The 15,818-nt window shown below is 68.4% G+C and carries 18 protein-coding genes; 9 read left to right on the top strand and 9 right to left on the bottom strand.

What is annotated here, in order from left to right:
- Positions 1–15: 15 nt before the first annotated feature.
- From OG984_RS24595 to OG984_RS24620, 6 genes are all read left to right on the top strand, one after another.
- The gene (locus OG984_RS24595) at positions 16–1,392 is read left to right on the top strand and encodes an ABC transporter substrate-binding protein (RefSeq protein ID WP_328528796.1); all 1,377 of its coding nucleotides are present in this window, start codon (positions 16–18) and stop codon (positions 1,390–1,392) included.
- A 48-nt stretch (positions 1,393–1,440) separates the two neighbouring features.
- Entirely contained in the window at positions 1,441–2,199 is a 759-nt protein-coding gene (locus OG984_RS24600) for an enoyl-CoA hydratase-related protein (RefSeq protein WP_328528797.1), read from the top strand.
- A gap of 47 nt (positions 2,200–2,246) precedes the next feature.
- Entirely contained in the window at positions 2,247–3,002 is a 756-nt protein-coding gene (locus OG984_RS24605) for a DinB family protein (RefSeq protein WP_328528798.1), read from the top strand.
- Between the two features lie 89 nt (positions 3,003–3,091).
- Positions 3,092–4,477 carry a cytochrome ubiquinol oxidase subunit I gene (locus OG984_RS24610; protein ID WP_328528799.1) on the top strand — a complete coding sequence of 462 codons (1,386 nt, stop codon included), beginning with the start codon at positions 3,092–3,094 and terminating at the stop codon, positions 4,475–4,477.
- Positions 4,474–5,472: a cytochrome d ubiquinol oxidase subunit II gene (locus OG984_RS24615; protein ID WP_328528800.1), complete on the top strand. Its 999-nt coding sequence runs from the start codon at positions 4,474–4,476 to the stop codon at positions 5,470–5,472. Before OG984_RS24610 ends, OG984_RS24615 begins: the two co-directional genes overlap by 4 nt.
- A 31-nt stretch (positions 5,473–5,503) precedes the next feature.
- Positions 5,504–5,899 carry a YrdB family protein gene (locus OG984_RS24620; protein ID WP_328528801.1) on the top strand — a complete coding sequence of 132 codons (396 nt, stop codon included), beginning with the start codon at positions 5,504–5,506 and terminating at the stop codon, positions 5,897–5,899.
- Here the strand turns inward: OG984_RS24620 and OG984_RS24625 are convergent.
- The 4 genes from OG984_RS24625 to OG984_RS24640 all read right to left on the bottom strand — a co-directional run bounded on the left by OG984_RS24625 (position 5,847) and on the right by OG984_RS24640 (position 11,840).
- Positions 5,847–6,584: a helical backbone metal receptor gene (locus OG984_RS24625; RefSeq protein ID WP_328528802.1), complete on the bottom strand. Its 738-nt coding sequence runs from the start codon at positions 6,582–6,584 to the stop codon at positions 5,847–5,849. The genes OG984_RS24620 and OG984_RS24625 overlap by 53 nt on opposite strands.
- A gap of 91 nt (positions 6,585–6,675) precedes the next feature.
- Positions 6,676–9,792, bottom strand: a complete 3,117-nt coding sequence (gene icmF, locus OG984_RS24630; RefSeq protein ID WP_328528803.1) for a fused isobutyryl-CoA mutase/GTPase IcmF — start codon at positions 9,790–9,792, stop codon at positions 6,676–6,678.
- 122 nt (positions 9,793–9,914) lie between these two features.
- Positions 9,915–11,591, bottom strand: a complete 1,677-nt coding sequence (locus OG984_RS24635) for a SulP family inorganic anion transporter (protein ID WP_328528804.1) — start codon at positions 11,589–11,591, stop codon at positions 9,915–9,917.
- Between the two features lie 9 nt (positions 11,592–11,600).
- A complete protein-coding gene (locus OG984_RS24640) occupies positions 11,601–11,840 on the bottom strand; it encodes a hypothetical protein (RefSeq protein WP_328528805.1) in 240 nt (79 codons plus the stop codon).
- A gap of 115 nt (positions 11,841–11,955) precedes the next feature.
- On the opposite strand from OG984_RS24640, the gene OG984_RS24645 reads away from it, so the two are divergent.
- The 3 genes from OG984_RS24645 to OG984_RS24655 are packed head-to-tail and all read left to right on the top strand — an operon-like array spanning position 11,956 to position 12,946.
- Complete coding sequence (locus tag OG984_RS24645; RefSeq protein ID WP_328528806.1) at positions 11,956–12,288, top strand: ArsR/SmtB family transcription factor; 333 nt, start codon at positions 11,956–11,958, stop codon at positions 12,286–12,288.
- Between the two features lie 41 nt (positions 12,289–12,329).
- Positions 12,330–12,674 carry a zinc ribbon domain-containing protein YjdM gene (locus OG984_RS24650; RefSeq protein WP_328528807.1) on the top strand — a complete coding sequence of 115 codons (345 nt, stop codon included), beginning with the start codon at positions 12,330–12,332 and terminating at the stop codon, positions 12,672–12,674.
- A 5-nt stretch (positions 12,675–12,679) separates the two neighbouring features.
- Positions 12,680–12,946 (top strand): transcriptional regulator, encoded by a 267-nt coding sequence (locus tag OG984_RS24655; protein ID WP_328528808.1) that lies wholly within the window; start codon positions 12,680–12,682, stop codon positions 12,944–12,946.
- A 22-nt stretch (positions 12,947–12,968) separates the two neighbouring features.
- Here the strand turns inward: OG984_RS24655 and OG984_RS24660 are convergent, their stop codons facing one another.
- The 5 genes from OG984_RS24660 to OG984_RS24680 form a co-directional block, all read right to left on the bottom strand.
- The gene (locus tag OG984_RS24660) at positions 12,969–13,451 is read right to left on the bottom strand and encodes a MarR family winged helix-turn-helix transcriptional regulator (RefSeq protein ID WP_328528809.1); all 483 of its coding nucleotides are present in this window, start codon (positions 13,449–13,451) and stop codon (positions 12,969–12,971) included.
- Between the two features lie 40 nt (positions 13,452–13,491).
- Positions 13,492–14,001, bottom strand: coding sequence for a hypothetical protein (locus OG984_RS24665; protein WP_328528810.1), 510 nt, complete (start codon positions 13,999–14,001; stop codon positions 13,492–13,494).
- 79 nt (positions 14,002–14,080) lie between these two features.
- Positions 14,081–14,407, bottom strand: coding sequence for a DUF4333 domain-containing protein (locus OG984_RS24670; RefSeq protein ID WP_328528811.1), 327 nt, complete (start codon positions 14,405–14,407; stop codon positions 14,081–14,083).
- Positions 14,408–14,477: 70 nt separating this feature from the next.
- The gene (gene thpD / locus OG984_RS24675; RefSeq protein WP_328528812.1) at positions 14,478–15,377 is read right to left on the bottom strand and encodes an ectoine hydroxylase; all 900 of its coding nucleotides are present in this window, start codon (positions 15,375–15,377) and stop codon (positions 14,478–14,480) included.
- Positions 15,374–15,808: an ectoine synthase gene (locus tag OG984_RS24680; protein WP_328528813.1), complete on the bottom strand. Its 435-nt coding sequence runs from the start codon at positions 15,806–15,808 to the stop codon at positions 15,374–15,376. The genes thpD and OG984_RS24680 overlap by 4 nt, the downstream gene beginning before the upstream one ends.
- Positions 15,809–15,818: the final 10 nt, after the last annotated feature.

Genomic DNA, 15,818 nt, shown 5'->3' on the forward strand with positions numbered 1-15,818 from the left:
GGGAAAGGATGCTTCATGAACACCTCGTCCAACCTGCATCGCTCGGGCCTGATCCTGGACCGACGACGGTTCCTCGGCCTCAGCGCCCTGGGCATCTCCGCGGCGGCGCTCTCCGCCTGTGGCGGCGGCCCCTCGACCAGCGGCGGCGGAGGCGGCGCGAGCACCGTCGAGCAGATCGACTTCAGTGGAGTGAAGCCGGCCAAGGAGATCACCTTCTGGACCTCCAACCCCGGTGACTCGATCAAGGTCAGCACCGAGATCGTCAACGCCTTCAACGCCTCGCAGTCCGACATCACGGTCAAGCTGGTCACGGCCGGCGCCGACTACGAGGAGATCGCGCAGAAGTTCCAGACCGCGCAGACCGGCGGCGACCTGCCCGACATCATCAACCTGTCGGACGTGTGGTGGTTCCGCTACAAGATGAACGACCAGATCATCCCGCTCGACTCCCTCTTCGAGGCGCTCGAGTTCGACACCGACGACTACGTCGACTCGCTGCTGGGCGACTACCTCTACGACGACGCCCACTGGGCGGTGCCGTGGGCGCGCTCGACGCCGCTCTTCTACTACAACAAGGACCACTGGAAGAAGGCCGGACTGTCCGATCAGGGCCCGCAGACCTGGGAGGAGTTCGGCGAGTGGAAGACCAAGCTCGCCCAGGCCAGCGGCGCGAAGTTCGCCTTCCAGTTCCCGGCCCTGGCGGGCTACGCCGGCTGGACCCTGCAGAACAACCTGTGGGGCTGGGGCGGCGGCTGGTCGAAGGAGGAGTCGTTCGACATCACCTGTGACTCGGCCGAGTCGGTCGAGGCGCTCTCCTTCCTCAAGGACTGGGTCTACAAGGACAAGGTCGCCGGGGTCGCCGGGGTCGACCAGATCCAGGACTTCGCGGCGGGTGTCGCCAGCGCCACCGTCGGCTCGACCGGCGACCTGATCACCGCGATCACCTCCGCGAAGTTCGACGTCGGCGTGGCCCCGCTGCCCGCCGGCCCGGCGGAGACCGAGAAGATCTGCCCGACCGGCGGGTCCGGCGTCGGCATCCCGAAGGACATCAGCCCGGAGCGGCAGCTCGCGGCCGGCACCTTCATCAAGTTCCTCACCGAGCCCGAGCAGGCGATCAAGTTCTCCGAGGCGACCGGCTACGTGCCGATCCGCAAGTCCGCCGACCCCGCCGCGATCCTGAAGAAGACCCCGCAGGCCCAGGTCGCGATCGACCAGCTCCCCAACACCCGCTCGCAGGACTACGCCCGTGTCTTCCTGCCCGGCGGCGACCTGGAGATGGCCAACCACATGGCCGCCGTCCTCACCGAGAACAAGGACGTCCAGACCGAGATGGACAGCCTCAAGGCGGCGCTGGAGAAGATCTACACCGACCAGGTGAAGCCGCACGTGTGACGAACGCCACCGTAGGGCACCCGCAGGGGTGCCCTACGCTCGGTTCCCGTGAGCGAGGACTTGGTAGTGGAGCGGCGCCCCGGCGTCGTGCAGGTGACCTTCAACCGGCCGCAGAAGCACAACGCCTTCACGCACGCGATGTACGGTGCGCTGCACGATCTGTGCGACGAGCTCGCTGCGGACGAGTCGGTGAAGGTGCTGGTGCTGACCGGCACCGGCGGACGGGCGTTCGCGGCCGGCAACGAGATCTCCGACTTCCTCTCTCGCGACGCGGTGGACTACGAGGACTGGATCCGCGCGCTGCTCGAGAAGCTCTTCGCCCTCCCGCAGGTCACCATCGCCGCGATCGACGGGGTCTGCGTCGGTGGCGGGCTCGCGGTCGCGACCCACTGCGACCTGCGGGTCGCGACGCCCCACTCCCGCTTCGGCTACCCGATCGCGAAGACGCTCGGCAACGCGCTCGCGGCCTCCATCGTCTACCGCGCGGCCGCGGTCTTCGGTGAGCCGATCGTGCGGGAGATGCTCCTCGCCGCTCGCCTGATCAACGCCGACCGTGCCTATGCCACCGGCGCGCTGACCGCCGTCACGGACTCGCTGGCCGACGAGGTGGACGCGCTGGTCGAGGGCATCCTGGCGCTCTCCGGCGTCACCGTCCGGGCCACGAAGGGCCAGCTCGCTGCGTACGCCGCCCGCACCGAGGCCTCGCCCGAAGGCGACGAGGACCTGCTGCGCGAGGTCTACACCGGTGCTGACTTCAAGGAGGGCGTGCGCGCGTTCCTGGCCAAGGAGAAGCCCGCCTTCCGCTAGGCCGTTTAGTCCGTTGACGGGTGGGCCACGTCGGTCGACGATGGCGTATGCCCTCTGAGCAGACGTACGCCGAGACCGACCAGTTCCGCCGAGCGCTGATCACGCAGAGCGATCTCAGCGGTCTGGAGATCCGGGACTGCTGGTTCGAGGAGCGGCTCAAGATCGTCGACTGCTGGGGCCGCGACGTCTATCTGGGTGGCGACTTCGGCCGGGTCGTGGTCAACGATGTCGACGTCACCGCGTACGTGGCGTCCGAGCTCGACCGCGTCGAGCCCAACCGGGTGCTGGCCCGTGAGGCGGAGACCGCGGAGGAGATCCGCGCCGCCTGGGCGGCGATCGAGGCGACCTGGGCGGCAACGGTCGAGCAGGTGCGGGCGCTGCCGGAGGAGGTGCTCCACCAGCGGGTCGACGACGAGTGGTCGTTCATCGAGACCCTGCGCCACCTGCTCCATGCCAGCGACAAGTGGCTCGGCAACCCGGTCCTCGAGGAGGACGACCCCTATCACCCGCTCGGCTACGGGCCGGCCGGCGTGGACGAGACCGGCACAGGGCTCACCGTCGACGCCGACCCCTCGCTGGCCGCGGTGCTGGAGCCCCGTCTCGCCCGGATGGGCACGATGCGCGCGTTCGTCGCGGGACTCACCGATGCGGACCTCGAACGGCTGTGCTCCCGCCCGCCGGTCGGTAACGATCCCGAGGCCGACTACTCCGTACGCCGCTGCCTCAAGGTCGTGCTCGCGGAGGAGGCCGAGCACCACCGCTACGCCGCACGCGATCTGGCCGTTCTGACCTCGCGCAGCTGAGCGTCCGCCCGGAGCGTCCGCCCGGTCATCAGGGCCGGACGCCGCGCTGCGGGTGGCAAGTCGGCCCGGGGAGTGCGTAGGGTCGAACCGTGATCGCCGAAGCGCTTGCCTTCGCCGCCGAGGAGCCCGCAGGGCTCCTACCGGCGCGACAGCAGATGGCCTTCTCGCTCGGATGGCACATCATCCTGGCCTGCTTCGGCGTCGCCTTCCCGAGCATGATCTTCGTCGTCCACCTCCTCGGCCTTCGTGGCAACGAGGTGGCGCTCGTCCTGGCGAAACGGTGGGCGAAGGTCTCCGCGGTGCTCTTCGCGATCGGCGCCGTCTCGGGCACGGTGCTCAGTTTCGAGATGGGGCTGCTCTGGCCAGGACTGATGGGCAAGTTCGGCGATGTCCTCGGGCTGCCGTTCGCGTTCGAGGGGCTCTCGTTCTTCACCGAAGCGATCTTCCTGGGCCTGTATCTCTACGGCTGGGGACGGATCTCGCCCCGCCTGCACCTGCTCTGCCTGGTGCCGATGGCGGCCGCCGGGATCTTCGGCACCTTCTGCGTGATCTCCGTCAACGCCTGGATGAACATGCCCACCGGCTTCCGCATCGACGCCGACGGAGACGTGGTCGACGTCGAACCCTGGAAGGCGATGTTCAACGAGGGCGCACTGCTGCAGTTCCTGCACATGTGGCTGGCAGCCTTCATGGTGGCGGGGTTCGTGGTCGCTGCGGTCTACGCCGCCGGCGTCCTCCGCGGCCGGCGCGACCGCCATCACCGGCTCGGCTTCACGGTGCCGTTCGCCTTCGCCTCGGTCGCGGCCGTTCTCCAGCCTGTCGTCGGCCACGTCCTCGGCATCCGGCTCGGCGAGACACAGCCGGCGAAGCTGGCTGCCTTCGAGCTCGCCGCCACCACCGAGCAACCGGCGCCGCTGCGCCTGGGTGGCCTGATGATCGACGGCGAGCCGCGCTTCTACATCGAGATCCCCAACTGGGGGTCCTTCATCGCCCGCGGCAGCTTCGATCTGCCGGTGCGCGGACTCGACACCTTCCCGGCCTCCGACATCCCGCCGGTCAACATCACCCATCTCGCGTTCCAGACGATGATCGGCATCGGGAGCCTGATGATGCTGGCCGCCATCGTCTACTGGCTGCTTCGCTGGCGTGGCCGGGACCTGTTGGAGAGCCGCTGGTTCTGCCGGTTCGCGGTCGTCGCCGGACCGCTTGCCGTCATCGCGCTCGAGGCAGGCTGGGTCGCCACCGAGGTCGGCCGCCAGCCGTGGGTCGTCTACGACGTCATGCGCACCATAGACGCGGCCGGGGACAACCCCGGCCTGTGGTGGGTCTTCGGCACGATGGTGGTCGTCTACACGCTCCTGACGATCGGCGCCGTCCTGGTGCTCCGCTCGATGGCGCGGCGATGGCGCGAGGGCGGCGAGGACCTTCCCAGCCCGTACGGTCCGGCTGCGATCTCTGCGGACAGCCGGTCATGAGCCTGGAGGTGGCGGTCGCCGCGGCGCTGTTCGTCGGGGTCCTGGCGTACGCCCTGTTCGGCGGAGCCGACTTCGGCTCCGGTTTCTTCGACCTCACCGCTGGTGGGGCGCGGCGGGGCGCGGAGCTTCGAACGCTGGTCGACCACAGCATCGGCCCGGTGTGGGAGGCCAACCACGTCTGGCTGATCTACTGCCTGGTGGTGTGGTGGACAGCGTTCCCCGAGTCGTTCGCAGCGGTGATGACGACGCTGATCGTGCCGTTGCTGTTCGCGCTGCTGGGGATCGTGCTCCGAGGTGCCTCGTTCGCGTTCCGCAAGTACTCCGCGACGCTGTCGCAGGCCCGTACCTTCGGTGCCGTCTTCGCGGTCTCTTCCATCATCACGCCGTTCTTCCTGGGGACCGTCGCGGGTGCGATCGCCTCCGGCAGGGTCCCCGCGGAGGGGTATGGCGACCGCTGGTCGTCGTGGGTGAACCCCACCTCGGTCTTCGGAGGGATCATCGCCGTCGGCACCTGTGCCTTCCTCGCCGGTGTGTTCCTCTGCGCTGACGCCGTACGTGCCGGGAAGCCCGCTCTTGCCTCGACCCTCCGGGTCCGGACCCTCGGGGTGGGTCTGGCCACCGGATCGATCGTCTTCATCGCGCTGATCCCGATCCAGAGGGATGCGCCGACGCTGGCCGAGGGGTTGGAGACCCAGGCCGCACCGCTGATCGTCTGCTCGTTCCTGGCCGGAGTCGCCACCTTGCGGCTGCTCTGGAAGAGCCGCTTCGCGATCGCTCGGCTGCCCGCCCTGATCGCGGTGGCCACCGTGATCTCAGGCTGGGGGATCGGCCAGTATCCGTGGCTCTTGGTCGACGAGGTTCGTCTCGCCGATGCGGGCGGCGCCGATGCGACCTTGCAGGCGCTGCTGGTGGCCGTCGCGATCGCGGGAATCGTGGTCGGACCTCCGCTGGTCCTGCTGTTCCGCCTCACTCAGACCGAGCGGTGGAGCAGGTAACCCGCGACGACGATATTCAGGCGCCGTACGCGTGGGCCGATCCTACGATGTCGCCGTGAAGGTCTTCGGCTGGTTCGTGCTGACTCTGGTGTTCGTCGACGAGCTGTTGGCAATGGCGGCCTTCGGGGTGTGGGGCTGGCAGCACGAGCCGCGATGGCTGCTGGTCTGGCTGCTGCCGCTGGCGGCGATGCTCGTCTGGTGGTCGTTCGCCTCGCCGAAGGCGCCTCGTGGCGGGCCGGTGATCCGGCCGGTCGTGAAGGTGATCGTCTTCGGGCTCGCCTCGCTGGCGCTGCTCCATGCCGGTCAGCCGGGATGGGCGCTCGCCCTGCTGGTCTTCTCGGTCGTGGTCAACGGCCTGGCTCAGCTGCCGGCGATCAGCCGGCTGCCCACCGATGTGCCTCGAGGAGACTCGGCCCGTACCAGGTGATCAGCCGACCGCTGACCAGCTCCGTCGGCGTCCGCGTGAAGGCCTCCGGACCGTCCTCGGCCGTGAAGACGTACGGCTCGTCGGGGAGCAGCACGGCATCGGCCCCGGCGCCGTCGATGTCGGCCAAGTCGACGTGCGGATAGCGATCCGGGTGGGGATCGTAGACGTTCTCCCAGCCCAGCCGCCGCAGCAGGTCCCCGGTGAACGTCCGTGACCCGACCACCATCCACGGGTCGCGCCAGATCGGCACCGCGACCCGGCGGCTGACCCGGGGGAGCGGGCCGCACCACAGCCGGCGGGCCTCCGCGAGCCAGTCGGGGCGCTCCCAGCCGAGGCCGTCGAGGAGGCTCTCCATCGACGCGACCGCCTGGGGAACCGTCTCGATGTCCGTCACCCAGACCCGGACGCCACGCTCCCGCAGGCGGCGTACGTCCAGCTCTCGGTTCTCCTCCTTGTTGGCGACCACGACGTCCGGTGCCAGCGCCGTGATCGCGGCCAGGTCCGGGTTCTTTGTGCCACGCACTCGTGGCACGTCCAGGCCCGCCGGGTGCGTGCACCAGTCGGTGGCTCCGACCAGCCGGTCCGCCGCGACCGAGGCGAGTGCCTCGGTCAGCGACGGGACCAGCGAGACCACCCGGGTCGCCGGGTGCGGTCCGTCGTACGGGGTGCCTAGGTCGTCGCGCATGTTCATCAAGGTATGCAGGTCGGTTGTCACTCCCCGTGCGGAACTCCGCCCGGGGAGTGACGGTTCGGCTGCATACCTAGACGAACATCCATCAGACGTTCCGCCGATACTGGCCCCCGACCTCGAAGAAGGCCTCGGTGACCTGTCCGAGGGAGCAGACGCGGGCGGCGTCCATGAGGGCGGCGAAGATGTTCTCGTCGGAGGTGGCGGCTTGTTTGAGGCGGGTGATCGCCTCTTCGGCCTCGCGAGAGTGGGCGGCTTGGAAGGCGTGGACGCGGTCGAGCTGGGACTTCTTCTCGGTCTCGGTGGCGCGGGCGAGCTCGACGGGGCCGGCGGGGGTGCCGTTGGTGTCGCGGACGAAGGTGTTGACGCCGACGATGGGCAGGGTGCCGTCGTGCTTGCGGTGCTCGTAGAGCATGGACTCGTCTTGGATCTTGCCGCGCTGGTAGCCGGTCTCCATGGCGCCGAGGACGCCGCCGCGTTCGGAGATCCGGTCGAACTCCTTCAGGACGGCTTCTTCGACGAGGTCGGTGAGCTCGTCGATGATGAAGGAGCCTTGGAGCGGGTTCTCGTTGAACGCCAGGCCCCATTCGCGGTTGATGATCAGCTGGATCGCCAGGGCGCGCCGCACCGACTCCTCCGACGGGGTGGTGACGGCTTCGTCGAAGGCGTTGGTGTGCAGCGACTGGGCGTTGTCGTAGATCGCGATGAGGGCCTGCAGCGTGGTGCGGATGTCGTTGAAGTCCATCTCCTGCGCGTGCAGGGACCGGCCCGAGGTCTGGATGTGGTACTTCAGCTTCTGCGAGCGCTCCGAGGCGCCGTAGCGCTCCCGCATCGCGATGGCCCAGATCCGTCGGGCGACGCGGCCGATGACGGAGTACTCCGGGTCCATCCCGTTGGAGAAGAAGAAGGACAGGTTGGGCGCGAAGTCGTCGATGTTCATGCCGCGGGCGAGGTAGGACTCGACGTAGGTGAAGCCGTTGGCCAGGGTGAAGGCGAGCTGGGAGATGGGGTTCGCGCCGGCTTCGGCGATGTGATAGCCCGAGATCGAGACGGAGTAGAAGTTGCGCACCCCGTTCTCGATGAACCATTCCTGGATGTCGGCCATGCAGCGCAGCGAGAACTCCGTGGAGAACAGGCAGGTGTTCTGTCCCTGGTCCTCCTTGAGGATGTCGGCCTGGACCGTGCCGCGGACCGTCTGCAGCGCCTTGGCCGGGTCGATCCCGCGCTCGCGCGCCTGGTCGATCACGGTGTTGAGGAAGAACGCCAGGATCGTCGGCGCCGGACCGTTGATCGTCATCGAGACCGAGGTCGTCGGGGCGAGCAGGTCGAAGCCGTCGTAGAGCGCCTTCATGTCGTCCAGCGTTGCCACCGAGACGCCGGAGGTGCCGACCTTGCCGTAGATGTCGGGGCGTACGTCGGGGTCGCGGCCGTAGAGGGTGACGGAGTCGAACGCGGTCGAGAGCCGGGTGGCGGGCTGGCCCTCGGAGAGGAGCTTGAAGCGGCGGTTGGTGCGGAACGGGTCGCCCTCACCGGCGAACATCCGCGCCGGGTCCTCGTTGGCCCGCTTGTAGGGGAAGACGCCCGCGGTGAACGGGAAGAACCCGGGGAGGTTCTCGTTGCGCAGGAACCGGGTCAACTCACCGCGGTCGGTGTAGCCCGGGGTCGCCACCCGCGGGATGTAGTTGCCGGCCAGCGAGGTCCGGCCGCTGTCATCGGCGGCGTACGTCTCCTTCGTCTCCTGCCACGAGTCCAGCTGCGTGCGCAGGTCCTCGGGGAGCTCGGAGGCGGGGACCTCGAGCTCGGGGTGGTCCGCCGACACGATCTCGTAGGCCTGCTCCTTGCGCGCCGCGGCGATCAGCTCGACGGTGCGCGCGTGGTAGTCGCGTACGTCGCCGGCGATCTCGGCCAGGTAGCGCACCCGCTTCTCGGGGATGATCGGGTGCAGACCCGTCGAGTGGCGGGTCGAGACGCGGGGGAGCGTGCCCTCGCTCAGCGCGAGGCCGGCCTCGCCGAGAAGGCCCTTGATGTGCTGGTAGAGCGCGGTGACGCCGTCGTCGTCGAAGGCGGCGGCCGAGGTGCCGAAGACCGGCATGTCGTCGGGGGAGGAGGTGAACGCCTCGCGGTTGCGGACGAGCTGGCGGGACACGTCGCGCAGCGCGTCCTCGGCCCCCCGCCGCTCGAACTTGTTGATCGCCACGACGTCGGCGAAGTCGAGCATGTCGATCTTCTCCAGCTGCGAGGCGGCGCCGAACTCGGGCGTCATCACGTAGAGAGAGACGTCGACGAAGTCGCTGATCCCGGTGTCGCCCTGGCCGATGCCGGGCGTCTCGACGATGACCAGGTCGACGGCGGACTTCATCACCGCGAGCACGTCGGCGAAGTGCTCGGGCACCTCGTGACCGCCGCGGGTGGCCAGGGACCGGTAGAACGTCGTCGAACCGCCGTCGGTGATCGCGGCCAGCGAGTTCATCCGGATCCGGTCGCCGAGCAGCGCACCGCCACCGCGGCGGCGGGTCGGGTCGATGGCGAGCACGCCGATGCGGATCTTGTCCTCCTGGTCGGTGCGCAGACGCCGGACCAGCTCGTCGGTGAGCGAGGACTTGCCGGAGCCGCCCGTGCCGGTGATGCCGAGAACGATCGCCTGGTCGGCCTGACGCAGGGGATCGGCGATCTCGGCAGGCAGCCGTCCCTGCTCGGCCGCGGTGATGGACCGCGCCAGCGAGAGCGGGCAGCCGGCCAGCACGTCCTGGGCGGCGAACTTGAAGGTCGGCCACAGGTCGTGGTCGATGTCGCGGACGACCGAGTTGATCATCCCCGGCAGGCCCAGCCGTTGGCCGTCCTCGGGGGAGAAGATCTTGACGCCGGAGTTGGCCAGCCGCTCGATCTCGTAGGGAACGATGACGCCGCCGCCACCACCCACGACCTTGATGTGGCCGGCCCCGCGGTCCTTGAGCGCGCTGACCAGGTACTCGAAGAACTCCACGTGGCCGCCCTGGTAGGAGGAGACCGCGACACAGTGGGCGTCCTCCTGGACAGCGGCGTCGGCGATCTCGGTCACCGAGCGGTTGTGACCGAGGTGGATCACCTCGCACCCCTGCGACTGGAAGATCCGGCGCATGATGTTGATCGCGGCGTCGTGACCGTCGAAGAGGCTGCTCGCGGTCACGATCCGCACGTGGTGCTGGGGGATGTGGAGGTCGGACATGGGCGGGTCTCCCAGGGAATAGTTGGACGTCCAAGTATTTCCAGGATAGGTCGTGGATCACATACTCGCCAGTACGCGGCTCCGGGTGTGGTCGGGATACCTTCTTCGGTGGGTCCGCTGCCTCAGGTCGCGGCGTGCTCGGCGACCAGTTCCAACGCGCGTGAGATGGCCTCCGGGGTCGTGCTGTGGATGCGGTTGTCGCGGCGCAGGTGGTCGGCGACCCCGAGGCGAGCCAGGACCTCGGCGTGCTCTGGCGAGATGCCCGAGATCATGACGACCTTGCCCCGTCGCTCGAGACGGGAGACGACCTCGTCCAGGACCTTTGCGCCGGTCGCGTCGATCGTGGTCACCCGGGACATCCTCAGCACCACGACCCGGACATCGGAGACCTCGGAGAGCTCGAGCAGGAAGCGGTGGGCGGCGGCGAAGAAGAGTGGTCCGTCGAAGCGGTACACGACGATGTGCTTCTTCAGCAGCTCGTGCTCCTCCTCGGAGTGGGTTCCGTGAGCGGGTCCGAACGGCTCGACCCGCTCGACGACCGCGCTCCGCGCGACCTGCCGCAGTGCGTACAGGATCGAGACCAGGAGGCCCGCGATCACCGCATCGACGAGATCGAAGGCGACCGTCACCACGAAGGTGAGCACGAGGACGGCCGCGTCGCCACGGGTCGAGCGCAGCAGCGCGAGGACGGAGGCGACCTCGATCATGCGTACGCAGGTGGCCAACAGCACGCCGGCGAGCGCCGCGAGCGGGATATGGGCGACAAGACCGGCCAACGCGCTCACGATCACCAGCAGGACCACCGCATGGGTGACCGCGGCCAGCTTGGAGCGCGCCCCGGCGCGCACGTTCACGGCGGTGCGTGCGATCGCCGCCGTCGCGGGCACGCCGCCGAAGAACGGCACCGCGAGGTTCGCCAGCCCCTGGCCGACGAGCTCGCGGTCGGGGTCGTGGGACTCGTCCACGGTCATCGAGTCCGCCACGGTCGCGCACAGCAGGCTCTCCAGTGCAGAAAGAGCGGCAACCGCCGCGGCCGCCGGGACCAGTGCGGTCAGCCCGGACATCGAGACGAATCCGGCGCTCGGCGCAGGCAGGCCGGGCGGCAGCTCGCCGATCCCGGCGACGGGTAGCCACAACCCGCCGACGGTGGCCAGCACGATCGCGACCAGCGACCACGGAACCGCCGGCCGCCACCGCTGCGCGACCAGGATGAACGTCGCCACCAGCAGCGTCATCACCACCGGCGCCCACTGTGGCTGCCCGAGCCAGCGGCGGACCACGTCGAGAGCGACCTGCCAGGTGTGCTCGAACTCGCCGCCGTCGATCCCGAACATCGCCGGCACCTGCTGCAGGCCGATCACCACGGCGATACCAACGGTGAATCCCTCGATCACGGGGATCGGCAGGTAGCGCACCAGCTTCCCGAGACCGAGTCCGGCGGCGATCAGCAGCATGATCCCTGCCAGCAGCCCGACCATCAGCACCCCGTCGCGGCCGAAGTCGTGGATGATCGGCACCAGCACGACCGTCATCGCCCCGGTCGGCCCGGAGACCTGCAGGTTCGAGCCGCCGAACACCGCAGCGACGATGCCGGCGACCACGGCCGTCACGATCCCTGCCGACGCTCCCATCCCGGAGGACACCCCGAACGCGAGCGCCAGCGGCAGCGCCACGACGGCGACCGTGAGCCCGGCGAGCAGGTCTCTCCTCGGGTCCCGCGTGACGGCCTCCCAGTCTTCGCGGCCCGGCAACAGGGCGACGACACGATCCCTCAGCTGCGCGAGCGACACCGACGGCACGTCGAACACCTAGCCGTCTTCCGGGATCTGATCGGGATCGAACGGTGTCGTGTGGTGGCGCAGGACGCTCTGGTCCAGCGGGAGGGCGACGTGACGACGGAGCCGCTCGCCGGTGGAATCGGTCAGATACAGCCACACGACTCCCGGAGCGGCTGCTCGGATCAGGCGCACGCGACACCGACGCATCGGTGTCCCCGGAATCGTGATGACATCGCCGATCTCGATCCGACTGGCACTCACGTTGGCCACGATGTGCTCCTGAAGGTCGAGCGAAGAACGAATACATGACATGAAGATATCTTCAATTCATGTATCATAGCCCCATGGCGGAACTCCCCTTCATTCCTGTTCGACGGAGGCCTCGATGAGCGTCCCGCTCTACCAGGCCAAAGCGCAGTTCTTCCGCACCCTCGGCCACCCGGCACGGATCCGCATCCTCGAGCTTCTCGCCGAGCGCGACCACGCCGTCCATGAGCTGTTGGAGCGGATCGCGATCGAGCCCAGCAACCTGTCGCAGCAGCTCTCGGTGCTGCGACGCACCTCGCTGGTGGCCTCCTACCGACAGGGAAGCGAGGTGGTGTACTCCATCAGCATCCCCGAGGTCCGCGACCTCCTGTTCTCCGCCCGCACCATCCTGGTCAACCTCGCCGAGACCCGCAGCGAGTTCGAGGACGAACTCACCGTCGCCGACGACTGACACCGACCACCCTGACCGTGAGCGACATCGAAGAGAGTCCGATGACCGACGCACTGCCCCCATGCCCGGAATGTTCCGAGGCCTACTCCTACGAGCAGGGTGCCCTGCTCGTCTGCCCGATGTGCGGACACGAGTGGAACCCCGAGGACACCGAGACCACCGATGCCGGGCAGATCACCGACGCCCACGGGACCCCGCTCGCCGATGGCGACTCGATCACCGTGATCAAGGACCTGAAGGTCAAAGGATCCTCCCTCGTCGTCAAGGTCGGCACCAAGGTCAAGAACATCCGACTCGGCGACGGCTTCGGCGGTCACGACATCGACTGCAGGATCGAGGGCATCGGGCCGATGCAGCTCAAGTCGGAATACGTCAAGAAGAGCTGAGCCCGATGCACATCGAGCAGGTCAAGAAGTACGTCGCATCCTCGCTGCTCTGCGCGGTGGTGCTCCTGCACTCCCTGGCGATGGCCGCGCTGGGCGCGACCGGTGCCGACAAGGGCGGCGCGCGCGAGGGGCTCTTCGTGATCTCGGTGCTTCTCGGCGTGATGGCTGTGGCCGGCGTCCGCCTGATCAACAAGATCTCCCTGGTCACGCCCTGGTTTCTGGTAGCGCCCGTGATCCCGCTGTTCGTCTACTACTTCGTGCTCTGGAGATAGCCGGCTCCGCAGCTACCCCGCGCTAGTCGACCGTGTCGCCGGAGGCCGCGCGGAGCTGGGTGAGCAGCGCGGTCACGCCGGGTACGTCCTCGATCCCAGGCTTCTCGAAGACCTCGGTGTTGAGCGAGACCGTGGCCGCCTCGACCACCTCACGTCCCGCGCCGGTGATGGCGGCGAGGACGACTCGCCCGTCGGCGTCGGAGCGGCTGCGGCGTACGAAACCCTGCTTCTCCAGACGGGCGACGGCGCTGGTCACCGAGGCGGGGTGGACCTGGAGGCGGGAGCCCAGCTTGGCCATCGGGAGCTGGCCCTCCTGGGTGAAGGACAGGAGGCGGAGCACCTCGTAGCGGGCGAAGGAGAGGTCGTGGGGGCGCAGTGCTGCGTCGACGCGTTCCATGACGAGCTGGTGCACGCGCACGAGTGAGGTCACCAGTGCCATCCCGTCGGCAGCGTCGGCCCAGCCGTGCGCGATCCACTGCCGTGTCGCCTCGCGGATCGGATCCATGCGGGCCAGCATCACACAGATCGGCCATGCGAGACGGTGATCACGATGGCGCGCCGAAGGTGCCGATCAGGTTGAGGATCACGGCTACGCCGATGACCGTCGCGATCGCCGAGAGGGTCACGACCAGGCCGACCGCGACGGAGAAACCGGCCCCCTCGTGCCGTGCGCCGCGCTGCTGCAACGCGTAGAGCCGGGCGACGCTGGTGATCAGCGTGCGGCCCTCCTCCGCGTCGAAGCGGTACTGGTCCAGGTCGGGGACCGCCGCGGGGTCGTGCACGGTCCACACGCCCTGGTCGGTCTGGTCGTCGTCGGCCTCGATCCGGCGTACGCCGGTCTTCTGGGTGTGGGGCACATCGCCGAACCAGACGATGCTGCGGGTGTCCTCGATGATCGCGTAGGAGTTCCGCGACGGCATCGACACGTGGTAGGTGAAGACCCAGTTCAGCTTGGCGTCCAGCAGCGTGGAGTGCCAGCGTTCATCGGCCAGGTCCAGCTCGACGTCGAACCCGCGCGCCGTCTCGGTCGCCTTGTAGGGCGTGCCGTCGCACACGCGCGCGACATGTTCGAAGAAAGGCCTCGTATGAGGGGACACGACTCAACAGGTTATCGGTTCCGGGGACTCTGTGGGCTCACTCCGTGGCGTTGGGCGGCACGTCGATGTTGAAGTGGACCCGGCCACCGTCGACGTCGTCGACGGTGATGATCGCGTCGTACTTCTCACCCTCGGAGGTGAGGACGCAGGTCATCTCGGTGCCGACCTTGCCCTCGAGGTCACCGGGGCAGTCGAGGTCCTCGGGCGTGACGCCGATGGCGTTGGTGAGCTGCTCGGTCGCGATCCGCTCGACCGTCTTCTCCTGCACGTAGTCCTCGCTCGAGCCGCAGGCCGTCAGCGCGAGCGGCAGCGCCAGGAGAGCCGCGCCGGTCATGGCGCCCGAGAAGGCGCGGGTGCGTGTCATGGGGCTCAGCCTAGGGGTAGGCAAAGACCAGACAGACGTACGCCGCACCAGCTCGGGCGCCGCGGGGTGGTCAGCCCACCGGGGTGAAGTCGCGGGCCCCGATGAACGAGGGCCGGCGACTCGGGGCCGAGAACGGCTCGACCGCGGCGTTCTCCACGCTGTTGAACACCAGGAAGACGTTCGAGCGCGGGTACGGCGTGATGTTGCCGTTGGAGCCGTGCATGCAGTTGCAGTCGAACATGACCGCGCTGCCGGCAGCACCGGCCAGCACGTCGATCCCATAGGTGTCGGCCATCTTCGTGACCGTCTCCTGGTCGGGGGTGCCCGCCCCTTGCATCACCAGCGAGGACTTGTAGTTGTCCTCAGGAGTGGCGCCGCCGCACGAGACGTACGTCCGGTGCGTACCGGGCATGATCATCAGCGGCCCGTTGAAGGAGTGGTTGTCGGTCAGCGAGATGGAGATGCTGACCGTCCGCATCCGGGGCAGTCCGTCCTCGGCGTGCCAGGTCTCGAAGTCGGAGTGCCAGTAGAAGTCCCCGCCGCCGAAGCCGGGTTTGAGGTTGATCCGGCTCTGGTGGATGTAGACGTCCGAGCCGAGGATCTGCCGGGCGCGGCCGACCACGCGCGGGTCGGCCGCGAGCCGGGCGACGACGTCGCTGGTCCGGTGCACCTCGAAGATCGAGCGCACCTCCTGCGAGGCGGACTCGATGATGGTGCGCTCGTCGGCCCGGGTCTCCGGGTCGTTGCTGAGTCGACGCAGCTCGGCGCGGAGCTCCTCGACCTCCTCGGGAGTGATGAGGTCCGGGACGGTCAGGTAGCCGCGCTCGTCGTAGTGGTCGAGCGTCTGCTGGTCGATCGGCCCGTCGGCCGCCGTGCCCCAGACGACCTGGTCGTGCCGGGGAAGCACGGAGTAGCCCTCCCCGAGGCGGGTGGGGTAGAGGTCTTCGGCGTGTTCGTTGGTAGCGGTCATGCAGTTACCTCCTCGGTGTCGGCGGTTTCGGTGGTTTCGGTGAGGAGCGGGTAGACGCCGTCGGCGTCGTGCACCTCACGACCGGTGACAGGCGGGTTGAAGGTGCAGATCAGACGCAGGTCGGTCGTGGCGGTGACGGTGTGCTTGTCGTGCTTGTCGAGCAGGTAGCACATCCCGTCGCGGATCTCGTACGTCTCTCCCGTCTCGCGGTCGAGGAGCTCGCCCTCGCCGCCGACGCAGTAGACGCACTCGATGTGGTTGGCGTACCAGAACTCGTTCGTCGTCCCGGCAGGGATGTTGGTCTCGTGGAAGGAGAAACCGACGCCCTCGCGGGCCAGGACGATCCGGCGGCTGCGCCAGGTCCCGTGCTCCGACTCGACGCGTACGTCTCGGTCGGTGTCGTCGAGGTCTTCCAGATAGGTGACGCGCATGTTCTCTCGA

The organism is Nocardioides sp. NBC_00368 (assembly GCF_036090055.1).
In the GTDB taxonomy this organism is placed as follows: Bacteria; Actinomycetota; Actinomycetes; order Propionibacteriales; family Nocardioidaceae; genus Nocardioides.